We start from the raw sequence: 23,843 nt of genomic DNA, 5'->3' as shown, positions 1-23,843 counted from the left end.
CGCGGCTCCGCCCTGGGCTTTCGGAACCTGACTCACTACATCACCCGCGCACTGCTCGAGACCGGCGGATTCAGACCACAACTACACCCCGGATTGTGAAGAGCCACTTTCCGGTGGGCATGGGCGACGTGACCGGATTCCGGACGCTGCTCGATCGGTTGCGTGAGCGCGGCTGGAGCGCAACCGACCTCGACAAACTGTGCGCGGACAACGTCCTACGTGTGCTCGACGCGGCCGATCAGGTGGCCCACCGACCCTGAGGATCGTGCGCGGGGTCAGCCACCGCACACTCCCGCGGTGTTCGCGGCCTGGGTGCACCAGTACTCACCCGGCGTCGCGCTGAACTCGAGCACCTCGTAGCCGGAGACCCGCACGAGCCGGCCCGACCAGACGTCGCCGGGCCGGATGCCCGCACCCGCGCTCTCACCCGCGGTCTGGCGGTCGAAGGTCACCGCGACGCCGGTGCCGCTCGGCTTCCAGCTTCCCGACCAGCTCTGCGTCCCCGACCCGGAACCGATGTCGACCCTGGCCTGCCCGCTCGGGTCGAGGGTGATCGCTCGCGCCTGCCCCACCCACATGCCCTGATAGGGCGAGCCGAGCTGCGGGGCGCCGGGCACGCCACCGGGAATCGCCACCGCACCTGCGGCTGGTCGTGCCGCCGGCGCGTCGGCGGCCATCGCGGTACCCGGTTCGGCCGAGCCGTGCGTCCCGCCGAGTGCCCAGAGCGCCACCGCGATCACGGCGACGAGTACCACCACCGCCCAGCCGATCAGCGTGGCGCCGCGGCGCTGCGCGGCCGAGATCTTGTGTGTCATCGGATCGTCTCTGTCGTCCGGGTGCTGGTACCACGGTCGGATACCCCTGGTGGTCGTACGAGCAGTCATCGTACGAGCGCAGCAGGTGCGGCGCTGGTCGAGAAGAAGCAGGTCGACAGCGACGGCGAGTGACTCAGCGCCACCACTCAGCGCCCTCAGCGCTATCCCCACGCACGACGATGTCGTTCCAGAAACTCAACCGGGGGCAGGTTCGCTCAGGCGAAGGCGGTGGCGACCTGGCGTTCGAGCTCGGCGACCAGACTCTCCGGGATGTCGATCCCGGCGCTGGCCAGCCAGTTGGCGAGCATCCGGTGACCGCCCTCGGTGAGCACACTCTCGGGGTGGAACTGCACCCCGTGGATGGGCAGCTCGCGGTGCCGCATCGCCATCACGATGCCGGTGTCGGTGGTGCCCACCACCTCCAGCTCGTCGGGCAGCGTCTCGGGCACCACGGTCAGCGAGTGATACCGCGTGGCGGTGAACGGGTCGGACAGGCCGGCCAACACACCCTCACCCTTGTGATGCACCAACGACGTCTTGCCGTGCAGCAGCTCGGGCGCACGGTCGACGGTCGCACCGAAGGCCGCACCGATCGCCTGGTGGCCCAGACACACACCCAGCAGCGGCGTGCGGGATTCGGCGGCCGCGGTCACCATCGGGATCGTGACGCCGGCACGGTCGGGGGTTCCGGGTCCGGGGCTGAGCAGCACCGCGTCGAAGGAGTTCAGTACCGCGCCGAGGTCCACGAACCGGTCGTCGTCGTTGCGCCACACCTCGACGTCGACGCCCAGCTGCCCCAGGTACTGCACCAGGTTGTAGACGAAGCTGTCGTAGTTGTCGACGACGAGGACACGAGGGGCACTCTCCCGCGCGACGCCGTCGCCGCGGGTGGTCTGATCCGGTGCTGACACGTCAGTCAGGATACCCGCCGGTGCCGCACCGGCCGCGGGTGCCGACCTGCGACAATCACCAGACGACCAGCGCTGATCACCCCGCCGCCGGGCGTACGGGTGAGCTGCCTGCGATACCGTGGAATGCGAAAACACCGACGTGGTATCAAACGGGTCTGATCCTGCGCACGGCCACACCGGCCGCGCGGGCCGCACCCCGAACACGCCGCACAACCGAGGAAGTCAATGCCGAAGCAAAAAGTCCGGAAGAATACCGACTACACGATCAATCCGGCCAGCCGCACCCCGGTCAAGGTCAAGGCCGGCCCGTCGAGCGCCATTTACGTGTCGGCGATGCTCGGTCTGATGCTGATCGGGCTGGTCTGGCTGATCGTGTTCTACCTGGTCGCCACGCCGACGAGCCTCGGCGCCGACGGCAAGGCCCTGTACTGGATGTACTCGCTCGGCGCGTGGAACTTCCTCATCGGATTCGGCTTCATGGTGGTCGGTCTGCTGATGACGATGCGGTGGCGGTGACCCTTCCCGTCACCGGGCGGATCACGCCATCGCGTGTCCACAGCTGTGGAAATTACATGTGTGTAAGTCATCCCCATTGTGAATGAGTCCTGTGGATAACTCGTCGAATCCTGGGGAGAGGTCTGGGGACAGCCCTGGGGACAACAGTCGTGCGGACGCCACGTCGTGGGCGTCGCCGAAGCCGTTCGCCCTCGCCCTGATGGCCGGCGGCCTGGTGTTGCTGGTGGTGGCGATCGTCTCGGTCGACCAGCCCGCCGGCGCTGTGCTCATCGCGCTGGCCGCGGTGCTGCTGCTGGGGTACGGGCTGGCCGCGCTGGTGATCCGGCCACGGCTGTCGATCGCACTGGGTGGTCTCTACATCCGCACGATCCGCGGCGGCCGCGTGTATTCACGACGGGAGATCGTGCGCACCCGGGTGATCGAACAGCGTCACATCGGTCGGCGGACGCCGCAGCTGGAGTTCGACCTGCTCGACGAGGGGTCCGAGCTCACCGGGGATCCTGACGGACTTCCCGAGAACACGCGGCTGGTCATGTTCTCGCGCTGGGATCTCGGTACCGACCCCCGGTCGGTCGCGCAGGCGCTGTCCGACGCCGGTTACCCGGTGCAGGACACCGCCCGCGAGTAGTCGCCGGGGGCGAAGGGTCATCGATTGCTCGTATGACGGCGGTGTCTCCCCGACGGCCACACAACTACGTACCAAACGCAGCAAGGCTTCAGCAGACTTCGCAATCGAGCCCACGTGTCGGTATGCCCGGATAGCGTGACGCCCACCCCAGTGAGAGTGAGGCAACACGTGACCGGTCCCGGGCCTGGTTGGTATCCCGATCCTGCGCGCGAAGCGGCAGTGCGATGGTTCGACGGCTTTCAATGGACGCGCGCAGCCAGCAATGCGTCCGGGTGGTATCCAGATCCTCGGCATGAAGCGCCGTGGCGATGGTTTGACGGGTCGGTGTGGACCAACACCATCCATCCCCCAGTCACCCCGAACACGCTCACCCCGGCCGCTGGCGTCCCGGAACCGCGCCTCAACGCCGAACGATCACCTCTTTCACGACTCCTCGGTTCCGCGGCGGGATTCGCAGTCCTCGACGTCGAGACCACGGGCGTGTACAACGCAGACCGGGTCGTCGAGATCGCAATCGTGACTCTCGACGCGGCGGGCGCAGTCGTCGACGAGTTCGACACGATCGTCAATCCCTACCGAGACGTCGGACCCACCGATATCCACGGTCTGACCGCCGCCATGGTCGCCAACGCTCCGGCATTCGAGGACATCGCAGACAGGGTGATGGCGTTACTCGAAGACAAGATCGTTGTCGCACACAACATCGGATTCAACACCCGCCTCGTCGGCCTTGAATTCGGTCGACTGGACATCGAAATCGACTGGGGCACTGGTCTCGACACCTACTCAGCAACACGACAGAAGCTGACCGACGCGTGCTCTGCGCGCGGCATCCGGCTCGAAGATGCGCACTGCGCGCTGGCTGATACCCGAGCAACAGCGGAACTCGTTGTCGCCGTTGCCGATCACTTCAATGGCCCCGCGTTGCCCGCACACATATTCGGCCACACTCCGACGTTGGGGTCCACACGCATCCTTCCTCGGGGAACGCTGACCACACTCACCAGATCTCCGGCCCAGCCGTCCACCGACGATGCGCCGGCTCAGACGCCGTCCCACCGCTACACCGCGCTGCTCACCGAAGCGCTGGCGGACCTGAAGCTGACACCGACCGAACACGCCGAACTCCAGACTCTCGCAGAGGCTGATGGTCTCCAGAGTCACGCGGTCACGAGTTTGCGGCGCGACTTCGTGAATTCCCTGATAGACGAGGCACTCGATGACAGCGTCGTCACCGATGACGAGATGGAGCGGCTCATACGACTGTCGGCGCTGTTGGAGCTGGATCCCAAGCTGGTCACCGCGCGGACGAATCCCTACCGGTTCGACCACATCGCCGTCGAACTCACCCCAGGGCTGACAGTGTGTTTCACCGGCGACTGCCCTACCCATACTCGTGACGAGCTGCGAACCCTCGCGTCCGAGCACGGCCTCGTACCGACAAGTTCTGTGACATCGAAGGGCTGTCGACTTCTGGTCGCAACGGATCCGGCTCAGCCAGTCCACCAAGGCAGTAGCGGCACACAAATACGGCATTCCCATCGCGTCGACCGAGGACTTCTTGAGTGCCCTGCGATCGCAAGGATCCGTGCCGGCACTGCTCCTACGCGGTGGTGTTGCCTGCATCTGTGAACGCTGCGGCGACTCCTGGACCGCGGCGCGGAGGGCCACGACCTGCAAAGCCTGTAAGACCTCGAACACCACATCGGTGGTCACAAAGAAGCGGCCCGAAACGACTCTGAACTCACCCTTGCGGGTCGACACATTGGTGTGCAGCGATTGCGCAAAGACCTGGGATCGGCCGACCACACGCGGGCGGAAGCCACACCGCTGCCCGGAGTGCACGGGCGCAGCAACGGTGTGACCACTGCTCACCGTGAGCCAGTCGGGTGAGCCAGTCGGGTGGCCCAGACGGTTGGATGCGTCAGACGGTCGCCGGCGAGAACACGCCCAGCGCGAAGGCGATCACGATCAGCGCGACCAGTCCTACCCATCCGACCCGCGTCACCATCGCCTGTGTGCGACGTTGCGCGGGCAGTGCGCGCGGTAGCACCACGATCGCCGCGGTCGCCGCCGCACCGAAGACGAGGCCGCCCAGATGTGCCCACAGCGAGATGCCGGGGATGGTCACGCTGATCACCAGGTTGATCACGATCAAGGTCACCACGGGTCGCACCGACAGTCCGTTGGTGATCACCAGGATCAGCGCCGCGCCCATGAGCCCGTAGATCGCGCCGGATGCGCCGGCGTTCACCGTGTTGTCCCCGGCGAACCACATCACCGCGGCGCTGCCGCCGAGCAGGGCGGCCAGGTACACCGCCAGGTAGCGCGCCATCCCCACGACTCGTTCGAGGTCGCGACCGAGGATGTACAGCGAGATCATGTTCATCGCGATGTGGGTGACCGAGAAGTGCAGGAAGCCCGCAGTCACCAGACGCCAGTACTCGCCGTCGGCCACGAACGGCTTGAACAGCACCATGTCGAAGAACAGTCGTGAGGTCTGCAGGCTGCCCGCACTGTGAGCCTGCATCACACAGATCACGTAGACCACGACGTTCACCGCGATGAGCCCCACCGTCATGGGGCTGCGCGCACTCACATTCGATCGCGCGCCGGTCGCGTTCATGGCGGCCGGGGTCGTCACGGCGACACGTTGGGTCGCGCGACCCTCACGTACACAGTCGGTGCACTGCTGGCCGACGGCGGCAGGCGTCAGGCATTCCGGACACGCCGGCCGACCGCACCGGCTGCAGGAGAGCGCGGTGGGCCGGTCGGGATGTGCCGAGCAGTACTGCTGGGTCTGTTGCGGGTTCAGTTGATGTCGATCTTCTCGATGACCACATCGTCGACCGGCTTGTCGCGACGGTCGGTGGATGTGGTGGCGATGGCATCGACGACCTTCTGCGACTCCGGATCGCTGACCACACCGAAGATGGTGTGGCGGCGGTTCAGGTGCGGCGTGGGGGTGACGGTGATGAAGAACTGCGATCCGTTGGTGCCCGGTCCGGCGTTGGCCATGGCGAGCAGGTACGGCTGGTCGAACTGCAGTTCCGGGTGGAACTCGTCGCCGAACTGATAGCCCGGGCCGCCGGTGCCGGTACCGGTCGGGTCGCCGCCCTGGATCATGAAGCCGTCGATCACGCGGTGGAAGATCGCACCGTCATAGAACGGGCCGCTGTCCCCACCGGAGGCGTTGGTGGTCTTGTAGTCCTTGCTGCCGTCGGCGAGACCGACGAAGTTGGCAACCGTCTTCGGGGCCTGGTTGCCGAACAGATCGATGACGATGTCGCCACGATTGGTGTGCAGCGTCGCAGTTGCTGTCTTCTCTGGTGTACTCACAACATCAATCCTGCCATCGTCGGTGGTGGGGGTCAGCTGGCGGCACGCCTGACGCGCTGGCAGAGTGAGACGTCAACGCTCGGCCCCTGACCGCTCGGCACACGAACCTCTGGAGGACCGCACCCTCATGTCGCGCAACACCGACGCATCCCCGTCCGGGTCATCGCACTCGGGGCCAAAGCACTCGGGGTCATCGCAGGCCCCCTCATCGGGGGTCGGCAAGGTCGCGGCCACCGTTGGCACCACGGTCGGACCGCTGGTCGCTCGGGTGGTGGTAGGCAAGACAGCGTCGAAGGTGGGTACCGCCGTGGCCGCGGCCGCCGCCGCGAAGGTCCACGAGATCCGCGAGGACAAGCACAAGCGCAAGGTGCGCGAGGCGCTGACCCCGCCCACACCCGACAAGCACAAGCTCGACAAGACCCGCACGAAGAAGAAGCGCACCGCCTCGACACTGGCCGCAGTGGGTATCGGCGTGGCTGGTGTGGCCGCGATCGGCGCGGTGGCCGCGGTGATCGTCTCGCGTACCCGCCGTCAGCCGCCATCGGTGGCCCCGGCGCCGCCGCGCGTGGAGGATGTGCCGACCCACTCCGAGGACGGATCGTCGGATTCGTCGGGTGACGCCGCGGGAACGGCGACCGGCACCTCCTGACACCTCCACGACTCCGTGTCCGCGTCGGGTTCGCGGCGCTGGTCGGGGTCGGGGCAGGTCACGAAACGGTGGCGAGCAGGTAGCCTTGCCTTCCGTGACTTCCGAGCAGTACAACGGGCAACCCGACTCCGGGTCGCCATCGCGCGATTCGTCGGCGCCTGACGCAGGGTCGGCTTCGGCGTCCACGCCCACACGGCAGCCGAGCGCCGACACACCGCGACAGGACGCGACGCCCGCGCGCACCACCGGATCGCATCGCCGCCCGAGTCCCGAAACCCCCGACGGCGCGGCCACCCCCGATCACTCGACTCCCGCGGTCGCACCCTATGGACAGTCACTGCGCGGGCGCCGCAGTGCGTCCACCGTCGGCGACCCTCGCGCCAACGACCCGGGTGCGACTTCGGCGTATACGGTCGGGCGACCCGGTGCCGGACCTCAGAGCGCGAATCCACCACGCCCTACTCCCCCGCGCATGCCGAGCCCGACCACGCGTGGCGAGGAGTCCGCTCCGATCGCCTACCGCGCATATTCGCAGGCCCCGGCATCCCACACACCGCTGTCGAACACCCCCCTGTCGAACTCAGCACCGTCGAACTCAGCACCGTCGAATTCAGCCCCGCGTGGACGCGGCGCATCCGACCGACCGGAGGGCCCGCGGGCCCCGCGTTCGGATGCCGCCCGCTCCGATGCCCCCCGCTCCGATGCACTGGCATCGAAATACGTCACCGGCACGGCCGTCGGCGCTCGACGGGCGGGAGAACCCGTGGAGTCGCGGTCGGGGGCGACCGGCACCGACGCCGATTCTGCGATAGCCACCGCATTGTCCAACCGCAGTGGCCAGTCGCGATCGGAGGCCACCGGGACCCGCACTTCCGGCACCGACAGCTCCACCACACACAGCGACTCGAACACCGACTCTGGGGCCACCACGAAGACCACGCCATCGCGCACCAACAGGCTCGCGATCATCGCACTCGTACTGTCATTCCTCGGCATCACGTCGATCTTCGGTGTGATCGCCGCCTATGTCGCACGGTCTCAGATCAGGCGCACCAAGGAGCAGGGATGGTCGTTGACGACCGCCGCGCTGTGGATCGGATGGATCTACATCGGGGCGGCCGTCCTGTGCCTGGTGGGCTACATCTGGATCGTGGCCTGACCCTGCTCTTCTGACCTGCTCTGGCCGGGTCGGCCACCGGCCCGACCAGAGCACGCCGGTTCGACTAGAGCACGCCGATCTGGCTCAGCACCTCCGAGGACACGAACTCGATGTGGTCGAGGTCGGACATGTCGAGGAACTGCAGATACACCCGGCTCACGCCGATGTCGGAGTAGAGCTTGAGCTTGTCGATCATCTCCGTGGGGCTGCCCGCGACGCCGTTCTCCTTGAGCTCGTCGACCTCACGACCGATCTTCTTCGCACGCGCGGCCACCTCGGCGTCGGACTTGCCGCCGGCCACCACCAGCGCGACCGACCGGGTGAGCGTCTCCGGGGCGCGGCCGAGTTCCACACAGGCGGAGTTGACGCGACCGAAGGCCTGCGCCGAATCCTCCACCGAGCTGAACGGGACGTTGAACTCCTGGGCGTAGGTGGCGGCCAGTTTCGCGGTGCGCTTCTTGCCGGCACCACCGATCACGATCGGCGGCCGCGGATTCTGCACCGGCTTGGGCAGCGCGGGGGAATCCTTGATCGGGTAGTACTGCCCGTCGTGGCTGAACGTCTCACCCGAGGGCGTCTCCCACAGACCGGTGATCACCGCGAGCGCCTCCTCGAATCGATCGAAGCGCTCCTTCACCGACGGGAAGGGGATGCCGTAGGCGGTGTGTTCGTCGTCGAACCAGCCCGCGCCGAAGCCGAAGTCCACCCGGCCACCCGACATCTGGTCGACCTGGGCCACCGAGATGGCCAGCGGTCCGGGATACCGGAACGTGTTGGAGGTGACCAGAGTTCCCAGCCGGATGGTCGAGGTCTCGCGGGCGAGCGCGCCGAGGGTCACCCAGCTGTCGGTGGGACCTGGAAGCCCGTCGGCATTCATCGCGACGTAGTGATCGGAGCGGAAGAAGGCGTCGTAGCCGGCCGCTTCGGCGGTCCGGGCCACGGCGAGCTGATCATCGTAGGTGGCACCCTGCTGTGGTTCGACGAAGACTCTGAGTTCCATACGTCTACCCTGCCCGAACACCGGTACAGCCGACAACGTTCATGAGAAGACCGGGTTCACGAGAAGAGCCGGATCGGTGCGAATACACCGCTCGCGGTGACATTTCGGGCACGCTGGAGTCCATGACCACTTTCCAGCGCGTGTCCGCGACCGTCAACAAGGCGGTCACTCCCCTGCTGCAACTGCCCGGCGTGAACAAGGTGACGGGTAAGGCGTTCACCGTGCTCACCTACACCGGCCGCAAGTCGGGCAAGCAGTTCCAGCTGCCGGTGAACTACCGCCGCGACGGCGACAACTCACTGACCGTGTTCGTCGCACTGCCCGACCAGAAGAGCTGGTGGCGCAACTTCACCGGCGACGGTGCGCCCATCTCGGTACTCCTCGATGGCGATCAGCGCAGCGGCCACGCGGTCGCCACCCGCGACGACAAGGGCCGGGTGAAGGTGGCGATCACACTGGACTGACAATCACACTGGACTGACATGGGCACACCGGACTGACTGGGCACACTGGACTGACTGGGATGCCCTCATCCCATATGCGTCGGCACCAGTTCCGTCAGTGCCGCACGGCAGGCCGCGATCGCCGGACTGTCGACCAGTGACAGGCGCGTGGCGGTGAACACCGATCGGCGCGGGTTGTCCGGCAACTCGATGAGGCCGACATTCGGGCGCGACCGGGTGACCATCAGACCGGGAAATCGTCACCGCATTGCCCGCCTCGATCAGCGCCACCTGCGCCTGCAGGTCCGCGGTCTCGTAGCGCACGTCGGGTTCGAAACCCATGTGGCGGCACAGTTGTTCGGCCCAGTGGCGTGACGCCGCACCGGTCGGCTCCATCACCCACGGCACATGTGCGGCGTCGGCGAGACTGCTGATGCGCCCGAAGCGCGCGGCGGAGGGCGGTACGGCCAGGCGCAGCGAGTCGGTGGTCAGTGCCACCCGGTCGAGTTCGGGATGCCAGGGTGCGGCGTGCGACGGGTACTGCTCGGCGATCACCAGGTCGAATTCGCGGACCCACGTCTCGTGTAGCGCCGCCTCGGGTTCGCGCTGCGTCATCGTCACCCGCAGGCGCGGATGCCGAACGGCCAGCTCAGCCAGCAGTTCGGGCATGAAAGCAATTGCCGCCGACTGGAATACCGACATCCGCAGCGTCCCGGCAACGTCGCTACCCAGTGCGGCCACCTCGGATTCGGCGAGTTCGAGCTGCTGAAGGATCACGGCGGTGTGTGCGACGAGCACCTCCGCGGCCGGGGTCAGCGCCACGCGTCGCCCCACCTTGCGCAGCAATTCCACCCCCACCTCGTGTTCGAGTTGGGTGAGCTGCTGGGAGACCGACGACGGACTCTGGTGCAATGCCTCGGCGACCTCGGCGAGCGTGCCGCGCAGACTCAACTCCCGCAGCAGCCGCAAGCGCCGGACGTCGAGCATGGCCACTCCACATCGCTGAATCTGAACATCACCGAATCTGACGAATACCGATCAGAAAGCATCACTTTACCTGATGCATCTGTGCGTCGACACTGGAAGTCGATCCCCTGAGCACCACTCGGGACGGACGGCAGCACCTGCGGGGAGCTCCGATGAGCGCGCTCCCAGCCCCCTTCCCCCGACCCCTCTGGATTGTGGAGCCGACATGACCCTCGCCGCCGACAGGCACCAAAAGCCCACCCTCGCCGACCCGACCCTCACCGACCCCGCAGTCCTCACCGAGGTCGAGACGCTGGTGCGCCAGTGGCTCGATGCGTCGGCTTCGGCGCACGTGGAGCCGGCCGCGAAACAACTCGCGGCGGTGCTGCGCGACGAGTCGGGTCTGGATTTCACCGTCGGCTTCGTCGATCGCGTGATCCGACCCGAGGACGTCGACGTCGCCGCGCGCAACCTCCGTGAACTCGCCACCCAGGTGCCCGCCTTCTTGCCGTGGTATCTGCGGACCGCGGTGCGCACGGGTGCCGCGATGAGTACGGTGGCACCACGTCCGGTGGTTGCCGCGGCGCGGAAAGCACTGCGGCACATGGTCGATCATCTGATCGTCGACGCCACTGACGACAAGCTCGGCGCGAGCATCGCCCGAATCCGCAAATCCGGTGTGCGGCTGAATGTGAATCTGCTCGGCGAGGCCGTGCTCGGCGAGAACGAGGCGAGCCGGCGGATGGCCGGCACGATCGCACTCCTCGAACGCCCCGACGTCGACTACGTCTCGATCAAGGTCTCGGCAACCGTGGCGCCGCATTCGCCCTGGGCATTCGACCAGGCGGTCGAGCACATCACCGAGAGCCTCGTACCGCTTTTCCGCGTTGCAGCACAGAATGATTCGACAACCAACGATTCGACAACCAATGGTGTCTCGACGACCAGTGGCACCGCCACCAAGTTCATCAACCTCGACATGGAGGAGTACCGCGACCTCGATCTGACCATCGCGGTGTTCACCCGGCTGCTCGACCGCGCCGAGTTCGCACATCTCGAGGCCGGCATCGTGCTGCAGGCCTACCTCCCCGACGCGCTGTCGGCGATGATGCGGCTACAGGAGTGGGCGGCTGCGCGTCGCGCCTCCGGCGGTGCGGGCATCAAGGTACGGCTGGTCAAGGGTGCCAACCTGCCGATGGAGCAGGTGGAGGCCTCCCTGCACGACTGGCCGGTGGCCACGTGGGGCACCAAATGCGAGACCGACACCAATTACAAGCTCGTGCTCGACTACGCGCTGACACCCGAGCGCGTCGCCAACGTCCGGGTGGGTGTGGCCGGGCACAACCTGTTCGACATCGCCTACGCGTGGACGCTCGCCGGTCGTCGCGACGCGCGCGACGGGATCGAGTTCGAGATGTTGCTGGGGATGGCCGAGGGCCAGGCCAAGGCGGTGGCTCGCACGGTCGGCGGGCTGCTGCTCTACACCCCGGTGGTGCACCCACAGGAGTTCGACGTGGCCATCGCCTACCTGGTGCGTCGGCTCGAGGAGGGCGCCAGTCAGGACAATTTCATGTCCGCTGTCTTCGACCTGCACGATCATCCCGAATTGTTCGACCGCGAGCGCGAGCGCTTCCTCGCCTCCCTCGACGGCCTGCGCGCTCGGCTGGGCTCCGACCATCCGATCCCCGTGCCGAACCGGGTCGCCGATCGCCGCACCGATGACCCCGAATCCGTGCGCTGCCGGCCCGGTCACTTCGCCAACACGCCCGACACCGACCTGTCGGTGGACGGAAACCGGTTGTGGGGCAACGAGATCACCGCGCGCGTGGCGGGCAGCGTGCTCGGTGAGGAACTGGTCGCGCGGCACACCGTCGACTCGCCCGACCAGGTGGATCGGCTCATCGAGGAGACCACCGCCGCCGGAGCCCCGTGGCGGGAGATGAGCGGTGCGCGCCGAGCGCTGGTGTTGCGCAGTGCGGCCGTCGAACTCGAGCGGCGGCGGGGTGATCTGCTGGAGGTGATGGCCGCCGAATGCGGCAAGACCCTCGACCAGGCCGACCCCGAGGTGTCCGAGGCGATCGATTTCGTTAACTACTACGCGCTGCTCGCCGAGGGGCTGGACGTGGTCGACGGCGCGATCGCCGAGCCGGTGCGGTTGACGGTGGTGACTCCGCCGTGGAATTTCCCGGTCGCGATCCCCACCGGGTCGACCGTGGCCGCGCTGGCGGCGGGATCGCCGGTGATCATCAAACCCGCACCCCAGGCGCGGCGGTGCGGTTCGGTGATGGTGCAGGCGCTGTGGGACGCCGGAGTGCCCCGCGAGGTGCTGCGTCTGGTGCACACCGACGAGGGTGCGGCCGGCGCGCGGCTGGTCTCGCATCCGGGTGTGGACCGGCTGATCCTCACCGGCGCCTTCGCCACGGCCGAGACGTTCCGCTCGATGCGTCCCGACCTCCCGCTGCTGGCCGAGACCAGCGGCAAGAACGCCATCGTCGTCACACCGCATGCCGATCTCGACCTCGCGGTGAAGGATCTGGTCGCCTCGGCGTTCGGACATGCCGGCCAGAAGTGTTCGGCTGCATCACTGGGGATTCTGGTGGGGTCGGTGGCCAACTCGCGGCGGTTTCGCGATCAGCTCGTCGACGCGGTCAGTTCGCTGACGGTGGGCTATCCCGACGACCCGACCGCGCAGATGGGTCCGGTGATCGAACCCGCGTCGGGCAAGCTGCTCTCGGCGCTGACCACCCTGGAACCCGGCGAACAATGGCTCGTGGAACCGCGGCGGCTAGACGACTCCGGTCGCCTCTGGTCGCCGGGGGTGAAGACGGGCGTGGCGCGCGGTTCGCAGTTCCATCTCACCGAGTACTTCGGTCCGGTGCTGGGTCTGATGGCCGCGTCCGACCTCGACGAGGCCATCGCGATGCAGAATGACGTGGACTACGGCCTGACCGCCGGCGTACACAGCCTCGACCGCGACGAGTTGTCGACGTGGGTGAACCGCGTGGAGGCGGGCAACCTCTACATCAACCGCGGCATCACCGGTGCGGTCGTGCGCCGGCAGCCGTTCGGCGGCTGGAAGCGTTCGGCAGTCGGGGCGGGAACCAAGGCCGGTGGACCCAATTACCTGGTGGGGCTCACGAATTGGCGTCGCATACCGGCCGCGGAGTCACTCCAACCGCATCCGGTGATCGCAACGCTGCCCGACATCGCGGTGGCCGCCGGTGTACCCGGCGACGACGTCGCCGCGCTCCTCCGGTCGCTACGTTCGGATGCCAAGGCGTGGGATACGGAGTACTCCACGGTGCGCGATGTGAGCGGGCTTGTCGCCGAGCGGAACTGGTTGCGGTATCTGCCCGTGCCGGTGTGGGTTCGCGCAGAGTCCGATGCCCGGTTGTGGGAGGTGCTGCGGGTGGTCGGCGCGGGGCTGGTCGCCGGCGCCGAACTTCGCGTCTCCTCGGTGCGCGAGGTGCCCGACGACATCGTCGCAGCGTTTGCCGATCTCGGCGTGACCGTGGTGGTCGAGGACGGGGATGCGTGGCGCGCGTCGCTGGCAGCACTGGCATCGGGGCGCGTGCGCCTGATCGGCGGTGACACGGCACAGTTCGCCGCCGACTCGGGTGGGCGGCCCGAGATCGCGCTCTACGGCGGACCCGTGGTGGAGGCCGGACGCGTGGAGATGCTGACATTCCTGCGCGAGCAGTCGATCTCGGCGACCGCACACCGCTTCGGATCACCCTCGCGACTGGTCGACGGACTGGTGAACCCGATGGCGTGAACCCCGCCTGCGTCGGCGGCTCAGATAGGTGCCGGTTCACCGGTGACCTCCGGTTCGATGCCGATGGTGTGCATCAGCTGATCGCGCTCGCGGCGGTGACGGTTGCACGTGCGGCGCCGGTTGCACGTGCGCGTCCCCGCTCGAACCGTGTCCATCACCTGACAGACATTTCTGCCACACCACTTCTCGGTCGGATAACGTCCCCGCCAGGAGGTGTTCGTATGGAGGCAGATCCCGATCGCATCGACCGCGGGGGCAACCGCGCACGGGAGTCGGCGGAGTACGTCGATTCCGCTCACTCCGTCCTCGACGGGGGCTCGATCGCAGCCCAACTCTTCGGCGGGTTCCCCACGTGCGAATCCGCCGCAGCCGGCATCGCCGACGTCCGGCAGAGCCACTGCGACGGACTGCTCGCACAACAGAAATCTCTCAACGACATCGCAGTTCACGCGATGACGACGGCAGCAACGCTGCGACGTGTCGATGCGGCGATCGCCGGTGCCCTGTCCCGCCTCGGGCCGCGCTGATGCCACCTCCTGCGTTGACGCGGCTGTCGGTCGACGAGCTGGTCGGGATGGCGGGTGTGAACCCGTGGGAGCTGCACGACCGTCTGATGGTCGGCCGACCTGAGCAGATCGACGAGTTGGCCAACAGTTTTCATCGCGCCGCATCCCGGGTTGCCGAAGGTGACGGTGTCTTCGGTGAGGCACGCAGTTGCTTCCAGGGTGCCTACAGCGCGCAGTCCGGTGGCGACACCATCAACGCGTCCCCCGAGGTGACCAAGACGGCCAACGACTTCCAGCTCGGCGCCTCGCAACTGGACACGATCTCGCGCAGCCTCGACGAGGTCGCACACGCGCTCACCACCGCACAGAAGACCACCGGCGAGTACGTCGGATCGCTGAACGCGGCTCTGTCCCAGCTCGACGCGATGGCTGAAGCGATAGGGCCTGGCAGCGGTGCGAACGAACAGCAATACAACCAGATCCGTGCCGAGGGAGCCGGTGTGGTGGGATCTGCGGGCGATCTGGTGACCGGCGTCGTCACCTCCTATCAGTCGACACTGCAAGACCACATGGCGCTGGCCCAGGCGAATCGTTGGCACAGTGGTTCGGCGCGCCGCGGTGGCGACCCGGCAGCGACGATTCCCGGCAACGGCACCGACCCCGCGACGGTCAAGCAGTGGTGGGAGGGACTGAGCGCCACGGACAAACAACGCCTGATCGACGAACACCCCGATCGGATCGGCAACCTCAACGGCGTGCCGATCGCGGATCGATCTGCCGCGAACGAGCTGTCGGTCGACCGCGACATTCATCGAGTCGACGATGTGGCCGCCGCACACCACGTGCCCTCCGATGAGGTGCTGGCACATCCGGAGCTCTACGGGCTGGATGCCTCAGCGGTGACCCGCTACCGCAACGCCAATCACGTTCTCGACGCCCGCAAGACCGATGCGAACGGCGGCCGTAACCGTACCTATGTGATGGCCTACGACCCGCTGGCCTTCGGCGGTAAGGGACGAGCCGCGGTCACCATCGGCGACCCCGACCAGGCCGACAATATCGCGGTGGTGGTTCCGGGCACCGGCAATCATGTCAACAAGGGCTGGTCGGGAGCCAAGGATTCGATCTCGCTGTACGAGCAGGCGAACAAGGCCGACCCCGACCACAAGACGGCAGTGGTGTCGTGGATGGGCTACGACGCACCCGACAGCCCCACCGATCCGCGGATGCTCACCCCGGCCACGGCGCGGGCATCCGGAGCTGCGCTGGCCGACGACGTGAACAGCTTGTGGGCCACCCACGACGGATCGCCGCAGCACGTGACGGTGATCGGGCATTCCTACGGCTCCACCACGGTCGCCGACGCCGCTGCCGCGAACCAGATGCACGCCACCGATGTCGCGTTGATCGGTTGTCCGGGAACGGATCTCGCTCACAACGCCGGTGACTTCCATCTCGACGGAGGGCATGTGTACGTGGGCGACGCCTCGACGGACCCGGTGGGGATGCTCTCCAGCTCGCCGCTGGGGATGCCCGGGATCTCGGTCGCTGGTGTCGACGGGCCTGGGCTGGGCGATGCCGATCCGGCCGGCGTGAATTACGGGGCGCAGCGGTTCAAGGCCGAGGCGTCGGATGCCTCACCCGGCTCATTCGTGACGTTTGCCGATCATTCCCAGTACTACAAGCCGGGCAGCGAATCGCTCTACAACCTCTCGACCATCGCGGCCGGACATGGCGACTCGCTGGGGGATCAGGGGATGCTGGCCGTGCACCGACCGTCGGTGGCCCCGGTGTCGGTGCCCAATCCGCTCGGTGGCATTCTCGGGCCTGATCGGATCAACCTGCCGAACCCGCTCGACACCGGCATCGGGAAGCTGGCCGATCCCGAACTCCTCCGTGGCGGCGTGACCGACAACCACAATCATTGAACGCAGATCCACTGAAACGACCGAGACACCACTCGTGGAGGCACCGTTGCCCAAACACCCCCGTGCGACACGCACCGTCGGGGCGTCCGCAGCGTCCGTCGGATTCGCCGCACTGCTCTGTCTGACCGCGACGGCCTGCGACACCGACAGCGGTCAGACACAGAGCGGAAGTTCTCACACCCCGACCTCAGGAGCGACCACAACGATGAGCGATGCACAGACCCGAGAGCAGGTGATCGGACCGGCCGCCGAGATCGTGGCCGCGGCACATCTCACGGTGCAGCTGGCCACCCTGGTCTATGTATCCGACAACGACCAGAACCGACCGCCGTTTGCGGGAAAGGTCGAGGTCACCTTCGCTCAGCCGGCCGACGCGGAGCGGTATCGCGCCGACGTCGTGTCGGCGATGCGGCACCTGGGCTGGAGCAGCGGTGCGGCCGACGGCCAGAAGTTTCACGGCACGACATTGCACAGGGAGTCGCTGACCGCCGAGGTGGGCCCGGAAGTGGGCGAGAACTATGCCGGGTCGGGCAACCTCACCATCTACGGCGACTACCGCGACAGCAACGACCTGGGCGACCGGACTCCCGAGGACATCACGGCCGAGGTGACCGCACGCAGCACCGCGAACTGACCCGAGCAGGTCAGCCGAAGTACCAGTTGAACAGCGAGACCGCCCAGTCCTGCACCGACGGATAGGGGAAGATCTCGGGGACCGCATGCTGTAGGTACTGGGTGTAGCCCGGCAGCGCGCGGCTCACCTGCCCGAGGTAGTTGGTGGTGAAATCCAAGATCTGCCCTGGGGTGTTCAGCATCGCCTATCTGCTCCCGAATCCCCCGACCCTGCGAACGTATCGATCTTCCGACGCTAACCCGCGGACACCCTCACGCGCGGGTGAATCATCGAAACGCCGGGTACCGCACCCCCCGTGAGGGCTCGCACGGCGACGGCACACTGGCCTCAAAACCGTTAGCCGCCAGCCGATCTGCACAGGATGTGTGGCGGTAGGCTCACGCATGTGGCATTGCCGACCCATGTGACCGATCTGATCAGTTACGAACTGCTCCTGGCGGTCGCCGAACTGGGAAGTATCGGCCGCGCCGGGCACGTGCATGGGATGTCGCAGCCGGCGGCGAGCGCGCGGTTGCGAACGCTCGAGCGACGGGTCGGGGTGCCGCTGCTGAATCGTGGCCAGGCCGGTGCCACCCTCACCGCCTCGGGTGAACTGGTCGCCGGGTGGGCGCAGCGCGTCATCACCGATGCCGCGGAGCTGGCCGCGAACCTGGAGACCCTGCGGGACGACCGCGACAGTCATCTGCGTATCGCCGCGAGCCTGACCGTGGCCGAATATCTCGTGCCGGCGTGGCTGATCCGTCTGCGTGCCGAACACCCGTCCATCGCGCCGGCGCTCTCGTCGGGGAACTCCGCCGACGTCGCCGAATCCGTCCTCACCGGCGGCGCCGACCTGGGATTCATCGAAGGTCCGGTGGTACCGAGCGGGCTCGATTCCAGACCGGTCGCGCGCGACGAGCTGGTCGTGGTGGTCGCGCCCGGACACGGTTGGGCTGGTCGCACCATCACCGCCGATGAACTCGCGGCAACCCCGCTGGTCACGCGCGAGGCGGGCTCGGGCACCCGACTCGCGCTCGAACGCGCGCTGGCACCCACGACGCCGGCACCGCCCGTGCTGGAGGTGTCCTCGACCACCGCGATCAAGGCGGCAGTGGCCGGCGGTCTCGCACCGGCGGTGCTCAGTTCACTGTCGGTGTCGGCCGAACTCGAGGCGGGGACCCTGACGCGCGTGGTCACCCGCGGACTGGATCTGCACCGCTCGCTGCGCGCGGTGTGGCCGACCGGACGCGACCTTCGTGGTCCGGCCAGTGACCTGCTGAGGATCGCCCTCGACCCGACCAGCTGATAGTCGTCGACGCACCCATAGGCGATGAGCGACCAGACCACCCATAACCTCTGGTTTGGACTGCCCAGGCAATCGGGGTCTACCAGGCACGATGGTTCGCGACGACGATGACGTCATGACCGTGACCGATACCCTGCGACCGCGCGCGACCGACACAGAGCAACGTCCGGCGGTCCGGCGCCGCGCGCAGATCTTCGAGCACATCACTCCGAATTGGTTCGCATCGGTGATGGGCACCGGGATCGTCGCCAACGCCGCGGCCACGCTCCCCGGCCAGATCCCCGGGCTGCACACGTTCGCCACCATTGTGTGGATTGCCGCAGTAGTCGCGCTGATCGCCGTCTCCGGTGCCTTCGTCACCCATTGGGTCCGACACCGCGACCATGCGCGTGCGCATGCCGCCGACCCGGTGATGGTGCAGTTCTACGGTGCGGTCCCGATGGCGTTGTTGACGGTCGGCGCCGGCACGATGTTGCTCGGCACAGACCTCCTCGGGCCGAGCGTGGCGACCGCCGTCTTCGCGGTGTTGTGGGGCGTCGGCACTCTGATCGGGCTGATCACCAGCGTCGCCGTCCCCTACGTCATGATCACCGCCCACGACCACACTGCCGTCACCGCGAGCCCGGCCTGGTTGATGCCGATCGTCCCCCCGATGGTGTCCGCCTCCACCGGTGCGCTGCTGGTCCCGCATCTCGCGGGCGGCCACCCGCGCCTGCTGATGCTGGTCGGCTGTTACGCCCTATTCGGGCTGTCGCTGGTCGTCGGGATGATGACCATGACGCTGATCTATGGTCGCCTCATCCACGGCGGTGTCCCGCCCGTGCAGGCAGCACCGACGGTGTGGATCACCCTCGGTCTGATCGGGCAGTCCATCACCGCGGCGAATCTGCTCGGTCGCGACGCCCCATTGGTGTTCACCGGTCACGAGGCCGTCGTTGCCACCGGGCTGCACGTGTTCGGCATCGTTTACGGGCTGCTGATGGGTGGCTTCGGGGTTCTGATGTTCGGCCTCGCGACGCTGCTCACCGTGTACGTCGCGCGACGGGGCCTGCAATTCTCGCTGACCTGGTGGTCGTTCACCTTCCCGGTGGGCACCTGTGTCACCGGCGCGAGCGCATTAGGCGCGGCGCTGAGCCTGAACGCACTCGACGATGTGGCGGTGTGCCTGTATGCGCTGCTGGTCGCCGCGTGGGTGATCGTCGCGACGCAGACGCTGCTGGGGAGTTTCCGCGGGACGTTGTTGCGGGTCGTGTGAGGACATCGGACCTCACCGCATAAGCAGAAGCGGCACCTCCCGAGCCGGGAAGTGCCGTTTCTGTGATCCTGTGGCCGGTGGTGGACCTAATCGGAACTCCCAGCAGCGGCTGGATCGGCTGGTTTCCGCGTGGGAGCAGCGCGACCGAGGTGGCTCAGATGAGTCGAGCGTGATCGAGCAACCGGATCCTGAGGTGGTCTTGAACCCTAGTAGACGTAATCGAACACCGCTGACGGCGAGGGAAGTAGAGGCTATTCAAACTGCTCGGGCGAACGGGGAGAGCGTGCTATCGATAGCCAAGCGGTTCAACATCCATCGGGTGACGGTGTGGGAGCACACGAAGACTGCCGGCCGGTCAGGCGTCCGTTGACATCGCTGCAAGGTTGCGGAAGGCCGCCAGTCCCGGCGCTCTGCCTTGTGGTCTTCTGACATCCGAGATGTGTGAGTAGCCTCGATCTACCGGTAGGAGGGCTTCGAATCGACCTTGAGCCATTTTCCTGCTCGAGCAACGCTGAGCAGGGAGGGCTCTGCTGCGGCGCCGTCCGGAGCTGGATGCACATTGTTTCCGTGGCCCGTCGGTGACCCCGATGCCCGAAGTAGGTTCAGTGCCGCGAGGTCCGGGTCGCCGGTAGCGGCGGTGACCGGGCGGCTGTCCAGCCAACCGAAGCGGGCGATCTGCTCGGCGGCTCGTAGGACTGTTCGGCGACGTGAGGCAGGGAGCTCGTTGAGCACCGACTCCAGTGTCGGCAGCAGCTCTGTCACGACGGGCCCGGAGGCTACGCACCACACAGCAAGCGACCACTCGGCTCTCGAGAGCTCATCGTGGAGGTCAGCAAGTTGTTCCCGCCACCATTGCACGTTGCGGTTGTTGGCGCGGGCTTGAGCGAGGAGTTCGGACGGATGGCTCGTGGCTCCGAATGGTGTCGAGCCTGGCTTCTTCGTGTAAGCGGGCGGAAAGGGCGATGCGGCACCGATGATCGCAATCTCGGAAACGAGCCAGCGGCGACCAACGTGAGCGTGCAAGGCGGCGGCGGTCTCAGCCCAGGGGAACGTACTGCCCTTCTGTCCTGCCTTGAACGCTCGCTGCTTGGCGATCTGGGTGTATGCAGAGCTCGCTCGTCGGAGTTGGTTGATCGCCTCGCTGCGGCGTCGTTTCGTCTTCTCATCCGCACCGACGAATCCCGTCCTGGAGGTGGTGAGGAAGTCTCCCGGAGCCAGGGCGACTGCAACTTGGGCTGGCTTGGATCGCGTTGATGTCACGCAGGGGCATTCCCCTTCCAGGACTGCGTCGAGAAGTGCCGTCTCGAGCGAGCTTTCGGGCGGAGGGACGAGCCCTGCGCTGAGGAACAGCTCGGCGGCGCCGTCCGAGAGATTGATGTGCTCGAACGACGCGGTGAGGCCAGCGCCGGCCTCGCATTGAGCGCCGATCTTGAGCCATGCGTTCTGCTGGGGTGTGTCGATGGCTGCGCTGAGCTGCTCGTGCCACCATGCCCCGAACTGACTGCGTTGATTCAGCAGTTCACGGAGAGCGCGTACCCGCTGATTGTTGCCGCTGTCGGCTGGGCTCGCGCTGATCTCGGTGGTGAGCCGGACCCATGTGGGATCAGGCCCGTCCTCATCTGGGAGGTCCGGCAGCTCGGGCAGCGGGATGATGTCACGGCGGTCCAGCGCGGAGAGCAGGACCGCGATTCCGGCGTCGGAGCAGAGTGCTGCGAGGATCTTGCGTGCCTCGCGCGGCCGGCGCAGGAATACCCCGTCGGTGAGCAGCGCCCATGCAGCGAGGTAGGAGGCAGGTGATGTGCTCCGTGCGAGTTCTTGCTCGATCCCTGCGGTCAGAGGGTAGATGCCGTTGCCCTTCGCGTTGCCACCGTAGAACCTGGCGGTGTTGAGCCAGTAGGGTCGCCGGAGCAGTTCGCGCAGCACGGTCGTGCTGTCAAAGTTTGTGTTGCCCTCGCCCGCGTTGTTGTAGAGGAAGCGTGCGGCGAAATACTCTCGCAGCGACAGGACCTCGAACTCGTAGGTTCCGTCGATCTTGCTGGTCAGCGCCCAGAGGCGGTCGCTGGCGCCCTCGAAAAGCTGGTCGACGATCGACTCGCGATTACCGTAGGTGCGCTGGAAGTGGCGCATGGCCTCTTTGAGCTCGTCGACGCTCATGCGGCCGTTGATCTGCGATTCCTCGGTGTGAGCGTGGAGGTACCAGCCGAGGAACGGGATGATCTCGAGCAATTCCTCCTTATGGTCGCGAACGGCTCTGGGGTGTTTGTTCGCCTCGCGAGCTAGGAGAAGTTCGACGTACTTGTCGTAGAGATCGGTCCGCTGAGTGGGGGTTGCGGCCCCTTGCTGATGCAGAAGGTCGAGCAGGATTGTGAGCTGCATCGGATTGCCGGCGAGTTCGTTGATGTACGGCTCGCGGCTCTTCTCCTTGAAGCTGTTCCGCAGCGCCCGCCCGTCTCGGCCCTTGATCCCGCGAACGGCACACCACTTCCGCAAATAGGCGTCACGCTGCTCGACAGTGAACTGGTTGAGGGTCACGATCTCGAACAGGTTGGTTGAGGGCTCGGGCAGTTCACCGGCACTGGGGCGCGTTGTAACCACCACCTTGGGCGGGTCGGTATAGGCCTTCGCCCGACCGACGAACTTGTCGATCTCCCTGACGACCTTGCCACGTACGGTGGCGCTGCCGACCTCATCGAGTCCGTCCAGCACGACGAGACTGGGGACCCGTTCGAAGATGTCCTGCACGGTCTTTGCGTCAGACGCAATGCCGCCGCTCTCGTGAGTCATTAGGTCCGCGAGGAAGCATTCGACGGTGGCCTGCTCTCCCTTGCGCGCTTTGGTCTTTCGTCGCTTGACGTCCTCGGAGTGGTCCCATACGTCGTTGCCACCGAGCCAGAGCGCGTAGTCACTCAGGTCTAGCCTGAGCGGGAATCGGGGCCGATCGAGCGCCGGTAGCGAGCCAGCTCGATCGCGCTCAGGAATGAACGCGTTGCGATGGGCCTGGCACACGTACTGGCTAAGGGTCGACTTACCCTGCCCTGGCGCGCCTCGGACGAGAGTGAAAGGTGCCGATGCGCGCAACAGGTAGGCCGCGGTACCTCCCACGGTCGTGGGCGATTGTGCTTGCGAAAGTCTGCTGGCTGCGGTGTGGACGCGGTCGGCGGTGACGTCAACGAACAGGTCCACAACCTGCTCTCGGTCTACATCGGACTGGCTGAACTTGACGCGCTTGTCGTCTTCCCACTGGGCTGCGGCGACCTTGCGGATCAGGTCACGGTGCGCCTTGTCCGCGCCTGCGCCGACGTGTTCGGCGACGAGGTATCGAACCAGATCCCACCCGGCGAGCATCTCGGCGTAGGCCCACTTCGTCTCGGTCGGGGCGTTGTCGACCCACGGGTTCAGCGCCTCGCGCCAGATGCAGGTCATCTGCTCGTAGCCGAACTCTTTCGCGTACGCTTGGAGCTTCTTGTCCAGCCGGTCGAAGGTGCCCGAGTACTCCTTGGCAGTACTGCCCACGTTAGTGACCAACGTATAGTGGCGAACCCCTTGTGCAGCCAGACGCTTCAGGCTCGCTTCCTCGTTCTTGACCACCTGGTCCAGCCAGGCGACCGGGTCCTTCTCCTTGCCGCTGACGGACCACTTCACCTGGTAGATCAGTACCTTCGAGGCGTCGACCTTGCGCAAGCCGTCCCGGCCTCCATCGGCCTGTCGTAGAGCCATCGGGATGTAGTCAGAGAACTGGTTCGCGAGCAGAGCGCTGACGAGCTGCTGGAACTCGTGGTCGCCCAGGCGCTCGTACAGGTAGCGATGTCGACTCTCGGGCATGCGTAGCCTCCTCTGTTGCTGCCCGAACGTCCTTCTGCGCGGCCCGGGGACTCCCTGTCTATTGAACCTGAAGCCACAGACACGAGGAGGCAGATCCGTACCTACGATCACGAAGGGGTAGGCCAGGACCAGAGGGCCGCGACGCGAGTCACGTGCTGATCCGCGACCCCCTATCCGATGCTGTACGAGCACGTGAAGAGGCTGTCGATCCA

Annotated in this window: 21 protein-coding genes; 13 read left to right on the top strand and 8 right to left on the bottom strand. The window is 66.6% G+C overall.

Going from position 1 to position 23,843, the window contains the following annotated elements:
- Positions 1 to 95: 95 nt before the first annotated feature.
- Positions 96 to 260: a membrane dipeptidase gene (locus tag IEW22_RS20080; protein ID WP_229742402.1), complete on the top strand. Its 165-nt coding sequence runs from the start codon at positions 96 to 98 to the stop codon at positions 258 to 260.
- Positions 261 to 275: 15 nt separating this feature from the next.
- Here the strand turns inward: IEW22_RS20080 and IEW22_RS10060 are convergent, their stop codons facing one another.
- Entirely contained in the window at positions 276 to 815 is a 540-nt protein-coding gene (locus IEW22_RS10060; protein ID WP_188586468.1) for a hypothetical protein, read from the bottom strand.
- 215 nt (positions 816 to 1,030) lie between these two features.
- Positions 1,031 to 1,726, bottom strand: a complete 696-nt coding sequence (locus IEW22_RS10055; RefSeq protein ID WP_188586467.1) for an aminodeoxychorismate/anthranilate synthase component II — start codon at positions 1,724 to 1,726, stop codon at positions 1,031 to 1,033.
- Positions 1,727 to 1,951: 225 nt separating this feature from the next.
- Here IEW22_RS10055 and crgA point away from each other — a divergent pair, with 225 nt between their 5' ends.
- From crgA to IEW22_RS10040, 3 genes are all read left to right on the top strand, one after another.
- Positions 1,952 to 2,242 carry a cell division protein CrgA gene (gene crgA / locus IEW22_RS10050; protein ID WP_188586466.1) on the top strand — a complete coding sequence of 97 codons (291 nt, stop codon included), beginning with the start codon at positions 1,952 to 1,954 and terminating at the stop codon, positions 2,240 to 2,242.
- Between the two features lie 82 nt (positions 2,243 to 2,324).
- The gene (locus tag IEW22_RS10045; protein WP_188586465.1) at positions 2,325 to 2,870 is read left to right on the top strand and encodes a PH domain-containing protein; all 546 of its coding nucleotides are present in this window, start codon (positions 2,325 to 2,327) and stop codon (positions 2,868 to 2,870) included.
- A 114-nt stretch (positions 2,871 to 2,984) separates the two neighbouring features.
- Entirely contained in the window at positions 2,985 to 4,502 is a 1,518-nt protein-coding gene (locus tag IEW22_RS10040) for an exonuclease domain-containing protein (RefSeq protein WP_308421383.1), read from the top strand.
- A 292-nt stretch (positions 4,503 to 4,794) separates the two neighbouring features.
- On the opposite strand, the gene IEW22_RS10035 is transcribed toward IEW22_RS10040, so the two are convergent.
- Together IEW22_RS10035 and IEW22_RS10030 are read right to left on the bottom strand one after the other, a co-directional pair.
- Positions 4,795 to 5,496, bottom strand: coding sequence for a rhomboid family intramembrane serine protease (locus IEW22_RS10035; protein WP_373284166.1), 702 nt, complete (start codon positions 5,494 to 5,496; stop codon positions 4,795 to 4,797).
- Positions 5,497 to 5,681: 185 nt separating this feature from the next.
- Positions 5,682 to 6,209: a peptidylprolyl isomerase gene (locus IEW22_RS10030; protein ID WP_188586463.1), complete on the bottom strand. Its 528-nt coding sequence runs from the start codon at positions 6,207 to 6,209 to the stop codon at positions 5,682 to 5,684.
- Positions 6,210 to 6,336: 127 nt separating this feature from the next.
- Between IEW22_RS10030 and IEW22_RS10025 the strand changes: the two genes are divergently transcribed.
- Positions 6,337 to 6,858 carry a hypothetical protein gene (locus IEW22_RS10025; RefSeq protein WP_188586462.1) on the top strand — a complete coding sequence of 174 codons (522 nt, stop codon included), beginning with the start codon at positions 6,337 to 6,339 and terminating at the stop codon, positions 6,856 to 6,858.
- 94 nt (positions 6,859 to 6,952) lie between these two features.
- Entirely contained in the window at positions 6,953 to 8,017 is a 1,065-nt protein-coding gene (locus IEW22_RS20075; protein ID WP_229742396.1) for a DUF4190 domain-containing protein, read from the top strand.
- A 64-nt stretch (positions 8,018 to 8,081) separates the two neighbouring features.
- Here the strand turns inward: IEW22_RS20075 and IEW22_RS10015 are convergent, their stop codons facing one another.
- The gene (locus IEW22_RS10015) at positions 8,082 to 9,017 is read right to left on the bottom strand and encodes an LLM class F420-dependent oxidoreductase (protein WP_188586461.1); all 936 of its coding nucleotides are present in this window, start codon (positions 9,015 to 9,017) and stop codon (positions 8,082 to 8,084) included.
- A gap of 122 nt (positions 9,018 to 9,139) precedes the next feature.
- On the opposite strand from IEW22_RS10015, the gene IEW22_RS10010 reads away from it, so the two are divergent.
- On the top strand, positions 9,140 to 9,481 hold the full coding sequence (locus tag IEW22_RS10010; RefSeq protein WP_188586460.1) for a nitroreductase/quinone reductase family protein: 342 nt from the start codon (positions 9,140 to 9,142) through the stop codon (positions 9,479 to 9,481).
- A 3-nt stretch (positions 9,482 to 9,484) separates the two neighbouring features.
- Here the strand turns inward: IEW22_RS10010 and IEW22_RS10005 are convergent, their stop codons facing one another.
- Positions 9,485 to 10,447: a LysR family transcriptional regulator gene (locus IEW22_RS10005; protein WP_229742394.1), complete on the bottom strand. Its 963-nt coding sequence runs from the start codon at positions 10,445 to 10,447 to the stop codon at positions 9,485 to 9,487.
- 205 nt (positions 10,448 to 10,652) lie between these two features.
- Between IEW22_RS10005 and IEW22_RS10000 the strand changes: the two genes are divergently transcribed.
- The 4 genes from IEW22_RS10000 (at position 10,653) to IEW22_RS09985 (ending at position 17,269) form a co-directional block, all read left to right on the top strand.
- Entirely contained in the window at positions 10,653 to 14,201 is a 3,549-nt protein-coding gene (locus IEW22_RS10000; protein WP_188586459.1) for a proline dehydrogenase family protein, read from the top strand.
- 221 nt (positions 14,202 to 14,422) lie between these two features.
- Positions 14,423 to 14,728, top strand: coding sequence for a DUF2563 family protein (locus IEW22_RS09995; RefSeq protein ID WP_188586458.1), 306 nt, complete (start codon positions 14,423 to 14,425; stop codon positions 14,726 to 14,728).
- Between the two features lie 14 nt (positions 14,729 to 14,742).
- On the top strand, positions 14,743 to 16,635 hold the full coding sequence (locus tag IEW22_RS09990; RefSeq protein ID WP_188586457.1) for a putative alpha/beta hydrolase: 1,893 nt from the start codon (positions 14,743 to 14,745) through the stop codon (positions 16,633 to 16,635).
- 205 nt (positions 16,636 to 16,840) lie between these two features.
- On the top strand, positions 16,841 to 17,269 hold the full coding sequence (locus tag IEW22_RS09985) for a hypothetical protein (protein WP_188586456.1): 429 nt from the start codon (positions 16,841 to 16,843) through the stop codon (positions 17,267 to 17,269).
- Positions 17,270 to 17,279: 10 nt separating this feature from the next.
- Here the strand turns inward: IEW22_RS09985 and IEW22_RS09980 are convergent, their stop codons facing one another.
- Positions 17,280 to 17,450, bottom strand: a complete 171-nt coding sequence (locus tag IEW22_RS09980; protein WP_188586455.1) for a hypothetical protein — start codon at positions 17,448 to 17,450, stop codon at positions 17,280 to 17,282.
- Positions 17,451 to 17,654: 204 nt separating this feature from the next.
- Here IEW22_RS09980 and IEW22_RS09975 point away from each other — a divergent pair, with 204 nt between their 5' ends.
- Both IEW22_RS09975 and IEW22_RS09970 read left to right on the top strand, forming a co-directional pair.
- A complete protein-coding gene (locus IEW22_RS09975; protein ID WP_229742392.1) occupies positions 17,655 to 18,554 on the top strand; it encodes a LysR family transcriptional regulator in 900 nt (299 codons plus the stop codon).
- Between the two features lie 115 nt (positions 18,555 to 18,669).
- A complete protein-coding gene (locus tag IEW22_RS09970) occupies positions 18,670 to 19,809 on the top strand; it encodes a TDT family transporter (RefSeq protein ID WP_188586454.1) in 1,140 nt (379 codons plus the stop codon).
- A gap of 456 nt (positions 19,810 to 20,265) precedes the next feature.
- Here IEW22_RS09970 and IEW22_RS09960 read toward each other — a convergent pair whose 3' ends face one another.
- Positions 20,266 to 23,631 carry an NACHT domain-containing protein gene (locus tag IEW22_RS09960; protein WP_188586452.1) on the bottom strand — a complete coding sequence of 1,122 codons (3,366 nt, stop codon included), beginning with the start codon at positions 23,629 to 23,631 and terminating at the stop codon, positions 20,266 to 20,268.
- Positions 23,632 to 23,843 lie beyond the last annotated feature (212 nt).

Origin of the sequence: Gordonia jinhuaensis (genome assembly GCF_014639795.1) — a bacterium.
Lineage (GTDB): Bacteria > Actinomycetota > Actinomycetes > Mycobacteriales > Mycobacteriaceae > Gordonia_B > Gordonia_B jinhuaensis.
The sequence above is the reverse complement of the archived record's forward strand: the minus strand, read 5'-3'. Positions and strand labels throughout refer to the sequence as shown.